Raw genomic sequence first — 12,205 nt, 5'->3', positions numbered from 1 at the left:
CGGAGGTCTCAATGAAATCTGCACACCTGGTTTGCCTGCTCGTTTGCCTGATTTTCGCTGCGTTTGTTCACGCGCAGGAGAAGAGCGCTCCGGAGAAAGAGGCCCAGATAAAACAGCAGGTCCTGAAAGATGTGAAGAAAACCTGTACCCCGCAGAAAAAGCAGAGCGATAAGGCCTGGCAGGCGATGATTTTGTCGTCTGAGGCCAATCAGCTGCTGATCAAAAATGCCATCACCGCCGTGAAGCGTGACAACCTGGACGCCTACTGGGATGCAGTAAGTCAGGTGGATTGTATGGAAGATTACTGAGGGTTGAGCGCCGGGTGGCGGCTGCGCCTTACCCGGCCTACATCACATGTTTAACGCTTCCGCACATCCGGAATAATCAAATCCCCACGCAGAACGTAGGACCCGAGCATCTGCGTTTTCGCTGTCAGCCAGCTCACGATGCGCGCCGCCATGGCGTCCATGGAATACTCAATGGCCGGGATCACCGGAATACCCGGGAGATGCAGCGAACCGCCGAGGCTGAAGACCATGATATCTTCCGGTACCGATTTATTAAACGCCTGTAACTGCGGGATCACCCGCTGGGCTTCCTGCTCGTCTGCCACCAGCAGCGCGTTGAAATTCAGCGTGGACGCGTTGTTGAGTAATTCCTGAAGCGCAACGGACGATGAAGTCGCGTCCATAAACACGAGGTTGCGATTAAAGGGCAGGAAGTTTTTCTCCAGCGCATGTTTGTAACCCAGCAGCACCTGATCGGCAAAGCCGCTGCCGTGCGGGTGGATCAGTGCTATCTGGCGACGCCCCTGGCTGGTGAGATAGTTGCAGGCCGTTTCAGCCGCGAACGCGTGATCGAACTGAATGCTGTGGGCGTTATCGGCTTCCATACAGTCGACCAGAATGACGTTGTCCATGTCCACGTCCAGCGGGAAACGCGCGCCAATCACCAGAATGTCATCACATAAGCCGCAGGAGAGTTCTTCAAGGGCGTTCATCACTTCTGTTTTCGTGTGTGCGAAACGCAGCAGCAGATGTTTTTGATGCTGGCTGAGGTGTTTTTCCAGCGCGTACAGGTAACCGGTGGTCTGGTTAATGTTCTCCTGCGCGCAAATCACCCCAATGCAGCCCGTCGACTGGCTGAGCAGCGACTGGGCGATCACGTTGGGACGATAGTTCAGCTCATCCACCGCTCTCAGAACAGCCTGTCGGCTGGCTTCTTTAACGCCACGCGACCCGCTCAACACCCGTGATACCGTGGCTTTGGACACCCCGGCCAGACGCGATACATCGTTGATTGTAGACATCTCTCTCCCCTGTCAGACGCAACTGGCGTCTGTAATTTCCATCACCGCTACGGCTCACATTATAGCCAGAACGGAGTATATCCGTTTCCGTTTTCCATGGAAACCGATTTTCCGTTTCCACTCAATTTGATGTCAAAACAGCCAAATTATGTGACCCACATCCGGTTAATTAGCGTCATAAATAGTGGATATTGATGGTTGTCACACTTCTGTCTTTTATGAATGGAAACCGGTTTCCGTATCATGTCCAATCATCATCGCAATAACTTTTTACATTTTGAGGATGGTCGTCGATGTTCAAGATTATGCTGTGCTGCTCTGCCGGGATGTCCACCAGCCTGCTGGTCAGCAAAATGATCGATGTAGCAAAAGAACGGGGCTTGCCCGTGAAGATAGATGCGTATGGCGTATCCGAATTTGATACGCAGTTTCCGCACTATCAGGTGGTGCTTCTCGGACCGCAAGTGAAATACATGTTAAAGACACTCTCAGACAAGGCAGCGACGCAAGGCATACCGGTGCAGCCCATCGACATGATGGATTACGGCATGCAGCGTGGCGATAAAGTACTGGACTATGCTCTGTCGCTCATCGAAGCGGCACACTAAAAGGTGTTCACATGAGTTCGTTATATCAATCCATGGTCGCGGTGATTGAACAGTCAATTACGCCGCTGGCCGCGAAGCTCGGTCAGCAAAAGTATGTGATTGCCATCCGCGACGGCTTTACCGCCGCGCTGCCGTTTATGATCATCGGCTCGTTTATGCTGGTGTTTATCTTCCCGCCGTTTTCGGCGGATACCACCAACAGCTTCGCCCGCGGCTGGCTGGATTTCTCCGAGACCTACCGCGAACAGCTGATGCTGCCCTTTAACCTCAGCATGGGCGTGATGACCTTCTTCATCTCGGTGGGGATTGGGGCGAGCCTGGGACGTCAGTTTAACCTCGATCCGGTGATGTCCGGTCTGCTGGCCTTTATGGCCTTCCTGCTGGTCGCCGCGCCGTATGCCGACGGCAAAATTTCGACGCAGTATCTGTCGGGTCAGGGCATCTTCACTGCGCTTATCACCGCGATCTACTCCACCCGTGTGTACGCGTGGCTGAAGCAGAACAACGTCACCATCCGCCTGCCGAAAGAGGTGCCGACCGGCGTGGCGCGTTCGTTTGAGATCCTGATCCCGGTGATGGTGGTGATTGGTACCCTACATCCGCTGAACCTGTTCATTGAAGCGCAGACCGGGATGATCATCCCGCAGGCGATTATGCACCTGCTGGAGCCGCTGGTGTCTGCGTCTGACTCGCTGCCCGCGATTCTGCTCTCCGTTCTGCTGTGCCAGATCTTCTGGTTTGCCGGTATCCACGGGTCGCTGATTGTCACCGGCATCATGAACCCGTTCTGGATGGCGAACCTCTCTGCAAACCAGGCGGCGCTGGCGGCGGGCGCGGCGCTGCCGCACGTTTATCTGCAAGGTTTCTGGGATCACTACCTGCTGATTGGCGGCGTAGGCTCGACCCTGCCGCTGGCGTTCCTGCTGCTGCGCAGCCGCGCCACTCACCTGCGCACCATCGGCAAAATGGGCGTTGTGCCAAGCTTCTTTAACATCAACGAACCGATTCTGTTCGGCGCGCCGATCATCATGAACCCGATGCTGTTTATCCCGTTCGTGTTTGTTCCGCTGGTCAATGCCTGCCTGGCGTACGGCGCAACCAAACTCGGCTGGCTGGCCCAGGTGGTTTCGTTAACCCCGTGGACCACGCCCGCGCCGATTGGCGCCTCGTGGGCGGCGAACTGGGCGCTGAGCCCGGTGGTGATGTGCCTGGTCTGCATGGTGATGTCCGCCCTGATGTACCTGCCATTCCTGCGCGCCTATGAGCGTACGCTCATCAAAAATGAAGAGCAGAAAGCCCAGGCAACCGTCGGCACCGCTGAAACAGTTAGCAATTAAGTCAAAGAGGAAGGGTCATGAAATACGCATTTCCCTATAACTTCTGGTGGGGCAGCGCAAGCTCCGCTCTCCAGACGGAAGGGACACGAGAGGGTGAAACCACGTGGGACTACTGGTTTGCCCGCGAGCCGAACCGTTTTCACAACGGCGTGGGACCGCAGCACACCTCCACGTTTTATCAGCACTGGAAAACGGACATTCAGCTGTTGAAGCAGCTGAACCACAACAGCTTTCGCACCTCGATTAGCTGGGCGCGCCTGATCCCCGACGGTATCGGTGAAGTGAACCCGGACGCGGTCGATTTTTATAATCAGGTCATTGATGAGCTGAATGAACAGGGCATCACGCCGTTTATCACCCTGTTCCATTTCGACATGCCGATGGCGATGCAGGAGATAGGCGGCTGGGAAAACCGTGACGTAGTGGACGCCTACGCCCGCTATGCGCAGATCTGCTTCGAGCTGTTTGGCGACCGCGTGCTGCACTGGTTTACCTTCAACGAGCCGATCGTGCCGGTGGAAGGCGGTTATCTGTACGATTTCCATTACCCGAACGTGGTGGATTTTCGTCGGGCGGCGACCGTGGCGTATCACACGGTGCTGGCCCATGCGAAGGCCGTTCAGGCTTACCGCGCCGGGCATTACGCGGGGGAGATCGGCATCGTGCTGAACCTGACGCCGTCATACCCGCGTTCGCAGAACCCGGCGGACGTGAAGGCGGCGCATATCGCGGATCTGATGTTTAACCGTAGCTTCCTCGACCCGGTGCTGCGCGGGGAGTATCCGGCCGACCTGGTGGCATTGCTGAAATCTTACGATCATCTACCCGCCTGCAAGCCGGAAGACGGTTTCCTGATTGCGGAAGGGAAAATCGACCTGCTCGGCGTTAACTACTATCAGCCGCGTCGCGTGAAGTGTCGCGACAGCGCGGTGAACCCGCAGGCGCCGTTTATGCCGGAGTGGTTCTTTGATAGCTACGAGATGCCGGGCCGTAAGATGAACCCGTACCGCGGCTGGGAAATCTACGAGCCGGGTATTTACGATATTCTGGTTAACCTGCGCGACAATTACGGTAACCCCCGCTGTTTTATTTCTGAAAACGGGATGGGTGTCGAAAACGAGCAGCGCTTTATTGAAAACGGTCAGATAAACGATCGGTACCGCATCGAATTTATTTCTGAGCATTTAGCGTGGCTGCATAAAGGTATTAGCGAAGGCTGCAATTGCCTTGGCTACCATATGTGGACGTTTATTGATAACTGGTCGTGGTGCAATGCCTATAAAAACCGCTACGGTTTTATTCAGCTCGATTTGGAGACGCAGCAGCGCACCATTAAAAAAAGCGGAGAGTGGTTTGCCGCTACCGCCTTAAATAATTGCTTTGATAAAGAGTAAAAATGATGATCGCATTAGAAGAAGCCGTAATGGAAATTATCGTCAACGCCGGTCAGTCCCGCAGCCTGTGCTTCGAAGCGCTGCATGCGGCGCGCCAGGGCAACCTTGACGAAGCCAAAAGCCTGCTGCGTGAAGCCGATGGCTACGCGCGCCAGGCACACAAGATGCAGACCAAACTGATCGAGCAGGACGCGGGCGAAGCCCGCCAGCCGATGACCTTAATTATGGTGCACGCGCAGGATCATTTAATGAATTCGCTATTAGCGCGTGAATTATCTGAAGAGATTATTCATTTATATCAGAGATAGTCTATGGCGATATAATTTAATGTAATACCTCTGTACCTAAAACTAGAAATCCACTTGTTCTGATGATAGCGACATATTCTGTCAGATCGGAGCGGGATGGTTATTGTCTGAATAAAATTAAACTATATTGAGATAACCATGAATACGATTAAAAAACTTCCATTAACCATGGCGGTTATCGCCGCGCTTTGTCCAATTTCCGTGCTCGCGCAAGAATTTACGCAGGAGCAAATTGACGCCATTGTGGAGAAAGCGGTGGATAAAGCCCTGGCCGAGCGTCAGGCGAAAATGGATGCGGCGGTCGCGAAAAAAGCGGACGTCATCACCGAGCCGCAGAGCGCAGCGCAATCCCCGGACATGGCGATTCCGTTTGGCATCAAATTTACCGGCTACGCCCGCTACGGCGCACACTTCCAGGCCGCTGACCAGAAGTATGTGGCGGTGGACGGCTCCTACAACGGCGCATCCGCGATTGGTCGTCTGGGTAACGAAGGCAACGGCGGGGAATTCCAGCTCTCCAAGGCCTTCAAGGGTGATAACGGCGCCATCTGGGACATCAACGTGATGATCGACCACTGGGGCGACGAAGTTAACCTCAAAAAAGCTTACGCCGGGGTGACCAACATTATGGCCTCCAACCCGAACGCCTACTTTTGGGCCGGTCGTGACTTCCACCAGCGTCCGCAGCAGGGCATCAACGATTACTTCTGGATGAACCACGATGGCCAGGGCGCCGGGGTGAAGAACTTCAACATCGGCGGCGTGCAGTTCGACGTGGCTGCCGTGGCGGCGGTGGAATCATGTAGCCCGGAAGTGATGGAAGATGAAGCCAACCCGTCGCGCATCACCTGTACCGGCGGCTCCGGCACGGGTGACAAGGGCAACTACGCTGCCACCTCAAAAATCCACGGCATGAAGCTCGGCCCGATCGACCTGGAGCTGTACGCCAACTACGGTTTTGACTCCAAAGCCGTTGAGAGCGACGAGCGTCTGAACGCCTGGCAGGGCGGCGTGGTGCTGAGCCACACCAACGACAGCGGTGTGAACAAGGTGATCGCCCGCTACTCCGATAATTCGGACAACAGCGTGTTCAACAAAACCGAAGATCTGACCACGGTCTACGCCAGCTTCGAAGGGCTGTATAAATTCACCCAGGCCACGCAGGTGGAGTACATCCTCGCCTTCCACGACTATGACAACAGCCGTGATGACACCGACAACCGTAAGAACTACAACGCCATCGTGCGCCCGATGCACTGGTGGAACGACGTTCACTCCACCTGGCTGGAAGCGGGCTGGCAGCACGTAGATTACGACAACGGCGGCGACAACAAGGGCTGGAAGCTGACCCTGTCGCAGAACATGTCTATCGCCATGGGGCCGGAGTTCCGTCCGATGCTGCGCTTCTACGTGACCGGCGGCAAAGTGGACAACGAACGCACCGCGCGCGTGAACAACACCAAAGACGAAACGCTCGATGACTTCAACGTCGGCGCGATGTGGGAGGCGTGGTTCTAAGGTCAACAACATGCCGGGTGGCGCTACGCTTACCCGGCCTACGGTTTTCCCCCTCTCCCCGTGGGAGAGGGCCGGGGTGAGGGCATCAGGCCGCACACAACCATGCTATGCTGTTGGCCAATTAACGACAACATAACAGGGGAGAACATGGGTTCCACACGCAAAGGGATGCTCAACGTCCTGATCGCCGCCGTTTTATGGGGCAGTTCCGGGGTTTGCGCGCAGTACATCATGGAGAAAAGCCACATTTCTTCGCCTTACCTGACCATGGTTCGTCTGCTGTTTACCGGCGTGATCCTGCTGACGCTCTCCTTCGTTCACGGCGACAAGATTTTCTCGGTCATCAAAAACCGCAAAGACGCCCTCAGCCTGCTGTTTTTCTCACTGGTTGGCGCGCTCACCGTGCAGCTCACCTTCCTGCTGACGATTGAAAAATCCAACGCTGCGACGGCCACCGTGCTTCAGTTCCTGTCGCCAACCATCATCGTGGCGTGGTTCGCCCTGGCGCGGAAAACGCGTCCCGGCATATTTGTCTTATCCGCGATTTTGACATCGCTTGTGGGTACCTTCCTGCTGGTGACCCACGGCGATCCGACGTCGCTCTCCATCTCGCCTGCCGCACTGTTCTTCGGTATCGCCTCGGCGTTTGCCGCGGCGTTTTACACCACCTATCCATCAACGCTTATCGCCCGCTACGGCACGCTGCCGATTGTCGGCTGGAGTATGTTGATTGCGGGACTAATGCTGACGCCGTTCTACGCCGGACGCGGCACCACCTTCGCCATTGACGGCGGCCTGCTGCTGGCGTTTTTCTACCTGGTGGTGATTGGCACCGCGCTGACGTTCAGCCTGTATCTGAAGGGCGCGCAGATGATCGGCGGGCCGAAGGCAAGCATTTTGAGCTGCGCCGAACCCCTGAGCAGCGCGCTGTTGTCGGTGGTTTTGCTGGGGGTGGCATTCACCCTGCCGGACTGGCTGGGAACGCTGCTGATTGTGTCGTCGGTGGTGCTGATTTCGATGGATTCACGCAGAAGGGTTAAGGCATCGGCGTAGCCTGATGCCCTCACCCCGGCCCTCTCCCCAAAGGGGCGAGGGTGAAAAGACAGCACCGAGCAGTCCCCTCTCCCCTGCGGGGAGAGGGTTAGGGTGAGGGGAGAATTGACTACTTCGCCTTAACCTTCCCCGCCACCAGCAGCGCGGTCAGCAGCATCAGCGTACCGGAGATCACCAGCGGTGACGTCAGCCCCAGATGGTCGAGCGCTACGCCGCCCACCGCCGCGCCGCAGGTGTTCGCCAGCTGGATCACCGCCACCTGAATCGACCCGGCTTTTTCCGCCTGATCGGCAAGCGAGCGGGTGATCCACGTCGACCAGCCCACCGGCACCAGCGCAAAGGCAAAGCCCCAGACAATCGCAATCGCCGATGCGACCCACTTGTCGCTGCCCCACAGCACCAGCACCGCGGCACTGATCGCCAGCACCAGCGGCGCACCCGCCAGCGCCACCTTCAGGGAGCGCTTCAGGAACTGAGACGACAGTGAGGTGCCGACGAAGCTGGCGATACCGAAGCTCAGCAGCACCAGCGTCAGGCCATCCACGTCAAAGCCCGCCATGGTCATATACACCGGGCGAATATAGGTAAAGAAGGCAAACTGCCCGGCAAAGGCCATGAAGATGGCGGTCATCCCCGCCAGCACGCCCGGACGCTTGAGCAGCGCGAACATGTTCTGTTTGTGGTGCGCCGCTTCACCCGGCAGAGACGGTAGCGCTTTCCACACCCAGATAATGCACAGCACGCCCATCACTGCCGCCGCGTTAAAGACGTTACGCCAGCCGATAATCCCACCAAGGAAGCTGCCCAGCGGCGCGGCAATCACCAGCGCAATAGAGACCGCGCCGAAGATAACGGACAGCGCTTTTGGCACGGTGCGCGCGGGCACCAGGCGCATGGTCAGCGAGGCCGACATCGCCCAGAAGCCGCCTAACCCCAGCCCCAGGCAGGCGCGACCCAGCAGCAGCAGGGTGAAGCTTTCAGCGAAAGAGACCAGCAGGCAGGAGAGCGTCAGCAGCACGCTGAACAGAATGACCACTTTACGACGGTCAATGGTGCCAATCGCCTGGGTGATAAACAGGCTGGCGAACATCGCCACAAAGGCGGTGACGGTAACGGACTGCCCCGCCACGCCTTCGGAAATGCCCAGATCCTGCGCCATCGGCGTCAGCAGGCTGACCGGCAGAAACTCAACGGTGATCAGGCAGGCGACGCAAAATGCCACGGAGAAAACCGCCGACCAGTTGGGGCGAGACACCTCTTTGGCCTGCGGCGGAGTCGTGGGCTGGATATGTTCTGTCATGGCATCACCTGAGATAAAAACGTGCGGAAAAGTCGCGCAGTTTATCATCAAAAGTGTGACGGATTTAACGATTTGACAACTTTTGTGGTTTTAGAGGGGATCAGTGCAGATAAAACACACCTTCTTCCGGCAGAAATAGCTGGTTATAGCGCAGCTGGAAGGCGTTCAGCTCCTGCGGATCGGGCTCCATTTCGCGCATAAAGCCAAGTGCCAGTCGAATTTGCGCATCGGTAATGGGTGCGGCAAGGCGGGCTTTGCGCAGCATGCGGTGCCAGGTATGCAGGTTTTCTTCGCTGCCGTCGACAATGCAGACCTGCCAGATGAGCAGCACCTGCGCCGCATTTTGCAGATGTGCCTCGTCGGGGCGCTCAAGGTAGCGGATAAACTCATTGCCCGGCGTTTTACCGAACTGATCGATCATCGACTCGACTGGCATCGGGGTGATGCCCAGCCGCTCGCTTAAACGTTTGATGGCGCGGCGGGAGTCTGAGGTCAGGACACGAAATCCAACCACAAATACCACGGCAAGCGTTGCCAGCATTATCCAGACCATGCGTTCTCCTTAGACTAGCCGCCCATCATAGCGGGAAACGCAGCGCGTCAACAGCGGGAACGGCCAGAATAGTGAACCGAAAAAAGCTGGATAATTGCGATGAAAGCAATCCCGCGCAGGCGTGGCTGCGCGGGCTGTTGCTGGAGACCCGTCAGCGCGCCTGAAGCCCTTTCAGCAGCGCGTCGTGGAAACGTTCAGGATCCTGCATCTGCGGCGCGTGGCCCATGTCGTTAAACTCGACCAGCGTCGCGTGCGGAATGCGGTTCGCCGTCTCTTTGCCCAGCACCGCGTAATTGCCGAGCGTCTTGCGGATCTCCGGTGGGGCGAGATCTTTCCCGATGGCGGTATTGTCCTTCGTGCCGATCATCAATAATACCGGCATCTTCAGCTCGCTAAATTCATAGACAACCGGCTGGGTATAAATCATGTCGTAGAGCAGCGCCGAGTTCCACGCCACGCGCGCTTTACCCGGCCCGTTGTTCAGCCCGGCGAGCATGGTGACCCAGCGCTCGTACTCCGGCTTCCAGTCCCCGGCGTAGTAGGTGTTTTTCTCGTACTGACGAATACCGTCGGCGCTAACTTTCAGCTCGCGCTGGTACCACTGGTCGACCGTAATATGCGGCACGCCGCGCGCTTTCCAGTCTTCCAGACCAATCGGGTTTACCATCACCAGCTGCTCCACCTGCTGCGGCCACATCAACGCATAGCGGGTTGCCAGCATGCCGCCGGTCGAATGTCCTATAACCGTCACGCGCTCGACGCCCAGCGTTTTCAGCAGCGCGTGGGTGTTATCCGCCAGCTGCTGGAAGGTGTACTGGTAATGCTCCGGCTTGGTGGATTTACAAAAACCAATCTGGTCAGGGGCGATCACGCGATACCCACCAGCCGACAGCGCGCGGATAGTGCCGTCCCAGGTGCCAGCGCAGAAGTTTTTGCCGTGCATCAGCACCACGGTGCGGCCGTTGGGTTTTTCCGGTTTCACGTCCAGGTAAGCCATATCCAGAGGCTGGTTCTGCGAGGTAAAGGTAAAGTGTTTTACCGGCCAGCCGTAGTCAAAACCTTCCAGCTTCTCGCCGTAGGTGGGGGCATCTGCGGCCATTGCGGGGGACGCCAGCGCTATCAGCAGCGCCAGGCAGGACAATCGTCGGGTTAACATGCAAGCTCTCCGTTAGCAAAAGGGCTAAGGCTGCACGAAAGGCGGCAGCAAAAACACTGTAGAGCATAGAGAGGAGCGAGTGTGTAAAGCGGAGTAAAGGTAGGCCGTGCAAAATAAAAAAGCCCGGCATCACACACCGGGCAAAGAAGTTACCTGCACACTCAGGCTACTTTTAATTTCTGCGCACGATTCTCACGTCGGATCTTACGCTCTTCCAGCACCGCAACCATCGCCATCAGGACGATACAGCCAATCGCGGCGGCATCCAGCGCGGCGAAGGTGCCCGCCCAGCCGGTAAGGCCGAAAATCGGCGTGCCGTCGGCGATCATCCCCAGACCCAGCTTGGCGAAGCTGTCGCCGATCAGGTAGGCGAAGGTGCCCTTAATCCCATCGGCGGCGCCGATCGCTTTTTTCGGGACGAAGCCCACTGCCGCCACACCGATCAGTAATTGCGGACCAAACACCAGGAAGCCGAGCGCGAACAGGGACGCCAGGTAAATGTACTGGTTGCTGGCGTGCTGGTAGACGCCAAGGGTGGCGATAATCAGCGCCAGCGCGACGCAGGCCACCAGCGCGCGGCGGCCATTGGCGAGGTCGGAGAGCCATCCCCACAGCAGCGTGCCGACCAGCGCGCCCACTTCAAACAGGGTGAAGCCCTGAATCGCCACTTCTTTAGAAAGCTTCAGCTCCTGGAAGGCATACACGGTGGACCACTGGTCGATACCAATGCGCACCACGTACAGGAAGATGTTCGAGAAACAGAGCAGCCAAATCACTTTGTTTTTCAGCACGTACTCAACAAAGATCTGCCATTTGGACATCTCGTTTTCTTCGGTCTCTTTGTCCTCTTCGCTGATCTCTTCCCCGAACAGCTCTTCGGCTTTGCCGAGGCCGTACGATTCCGGGGAATCGCTGCCGTAGCGCAGGCCGATAAAGCCAACAATCAGGGCAATAATCGACGGGAAGATAAACATGCCGATGACGTGACCGTCGAACAGGTAGTTCGCGCCGAACAGCGCCACGCCTGCCGCACCCGCTCCGCCGAGGTTGTGGGAGATGTTCCACATGCCGAGGTACGACCCCCGCTTGCGGCGCGGCGTCCATTTGGTGATGGTGGAGTAGCTGCACGACCCGCCGGTGCTCTGGAAGAAACCGCTCAGGGCGTAAAAGGCGATCATCAGGAACAGGCTGACGGAGCCCGCGCCCATGCTGGCGCTGAAGCCGAGCATACAGATGGCAGAGAGGATCAGCATAAACGGCAGGAACTGCTTGGTGTTTTTGCCGTCCGCATAGTAGGAAACGACAGTTTTCCCCACGCCATAGGTGATGGAGAAGCCCAGGCCAATCATCCCCAACTGCGTCATGCTCAGCCCGTAGGTGGAGATCATGTCGTTCTGCGCGATGTTAAAGTTTTTGCGGATCAGGTACATGGTCAGGTAGCCGATGAAGACCACCAGATAGGACTGCATGAACGGTTTGAACCACATTTTGCGCCGCACATCGAGCGGCAGATCCAGGGTCGGCTTGCGCACCTGATTTAAGAAGGCCAGCATGACTGAGTTACTCCTGAGCTGATTTTTGCAGCATTGTAAAAACCAGCCAGGAGAGATGCCTGAGACAGCGTCCAGGTGAAACCGGGAAAATTTCTTAGTTTTGCGCGACTCGGCAG

Annotated in this window: 12 protein-coding genes; 7 read left to right on the top strand and 5 right to left on the bottom strand. The window is 57.0% G+C overall.

From position 1 onward, the window contains the following. Positions 1 to 11 precede the first annotated feature (11 nt). Positions 12 to 308, top strand: a complete 297-nt coding sequence (locus C3451_RS04665) for a YicS family protein (protein ID WP_003861030.1) — start codon at positions 12 to 14, stop codon at positions 306 to 308. Positions 309 to 358: 50 nt separating this feature from the next. Here C3451_RS04665 and C3451_RS04660 read toward each other — a convergent pair whose 3' ends face one another. Continuing rightward, a complete protein-coding gene (locus C3451_RS04660) occupies positions 359 to 1,309 on the bottom strand; it encodes a LacI family DNA-binding transcriptional regulator (protein WP_045620998.1) in 951 nt (316 codons plus the stop codon). A gap of 293 nt (positions 1,310 to 1,602) precedes the next feature. On the opposite strand from C3451_RS04660, the gene C3451_RS04655 reads away from it, so the two are divergent. From C3451_RS04655 to C3451_RS04630, 6 genes are all read left to right on the top strand, one after another. After that, positions 1,603 to 1,917 (top strand): PTS sugar transporter subunit IIB, encoded by a 315-nt coding sequence (locus tag C3451_RS04655; RefSeq protein WP_003861034.1) that lies wholly within the window; start codon positions 1,603 to 1,605, stop codon positions 1,915 to 1,917. An 11-nt stretch (positions 1,918 to 1,928) separates the two neighbouring features. Beyond that, the gene (locus C3451_RS04650) at positions 1,929 to 3,254 is read left to right on the top strand and encodes a PTS sugar transporter subunit IIC (protein WP_022646565.1); all 1,326 of its coding nucleotides are present in this window, start codon (positions 1,929 to 1,931) and stop codon (positions 3,252 to 3,254) included. 17 nt (positions 3,255 to 3,271) lie between these two features. Further along, positions 3,272 to 4,648 carry a glycoside hydrolase family 1 protein gene (locus C3451_RS04645; RefSeq protein WP_045620997.1) on the top strand — a complete coding sequence of 459 codons (1,377 nt, stop codon included), beginning with the start codon at positions 3,272 to 3,274 and terminating at the stop codon, positions 4,646 to 4,648. Positions 4,649 to 4,653: 5 nt separating this feature from the next. Next, complete coding sequence (locus tag C3451_RS04640) at positions 4,654 to 4,956, top strand: PTS lactose/cellobiose transporter subunit IIA (protein ID WP_014168006.1); 303 nt, start codon at positions 4,654 to 4,656, stop codon at positions 4,954 to 4,956. 138 nt (positions 4,957 to 5,094) lie between these two features. Next, a complete protein-coding gene (locus tag C3451_RS04635) occupies positions 5,095 to 6,474 on the top strand; it encodes a carbohydrate porin (RefSeq protein WP_045620996.1) in 1,380 nt (459 codons plus the stop codon). 147 nt (positions 6,475 to 6,621) lie between these two features. Then, complete coding sequence (locus tag C3451_RS04630; protein ID WP_023305152.1) at positions 6,622 to 7,527, top strand: EamA family transporter; 906 nt, start codon at positions 6,622 to 6,624, stop codon at positions 7,525 to 7,527. A gap of 109 nt (positions 7,528 to 7,636) precedes the next feature. Here C3451_RS04630 and nepI read toward each other — a convergent pair whose 3' ends face one another. From nepI to uhpT, 4 genes are all read right to left on the bottom strand, one after another. Next, positions 7,637 to 8,827, bottom strand: a complete 1,191-nt coding sequence (nepI, locus tag C3451_RS04625) for a purine ribonucleoside efflux pump NepI (RefSeq protein ID WP_023298972.1) — start codon at positions 8,825 to 8,827, stop codon at positions 7,637 to 7,639. 100 nt (positions 8,828 to 8,927) lie between these two features. Next, positions 8,928 to 9,380 (bottom strand): DUF1198 domain-containing protein, encoded by a 453-nt coding sequence (locus tag C3451_RS04620; RefSeq protein ID WP_014830062.1) that lies wholly within the window; start codon positions 9,378 to 9,380, stop codon positions 8,928 to 8,930. Between the two features lie 151 nt (positions 9,381 to 9,531). Then, positions 9,532 to 10,536: an alpha/beta hydrolase gene (locus C3451_RS04615; protein WP_045620995.1), complete on the bottom strand. Its 1,005-nt coding sequence runs from the start codon at positions 10,534 to 10,536 to the stop codon at positions 9,532 to 9,534. Positions 10,537 to 10,697: 161 nt separating this feature from the next. Further along, positions 10,698 to 12,089, bottom strand: a complete 1,392-nt coding sequence (gene uhpT, locus C3451_RS04610) for a hexose-6-phosphate:phosphate antiporter (protein ID WP_023298970.1) — start codon at positions 12,087 to 12,089, stop codon at positions 10,698 to 10,700. Positions 12,090 to 12,205 lie beyond the last annotated feature (116 nt).

The organism is Enterobacter sp. 301B (assembly GCF_003850715.1).
Lineage (GTDB): Bacteria > Pseudomonadota > Gammaproteobacteria > Enterobacterales > Enterobacteriaceae > Enterobacter > Enterobacter intestinihominis.
This window is presented reverse-complemented; position numbering and strand designations above follow the sequence as displayed.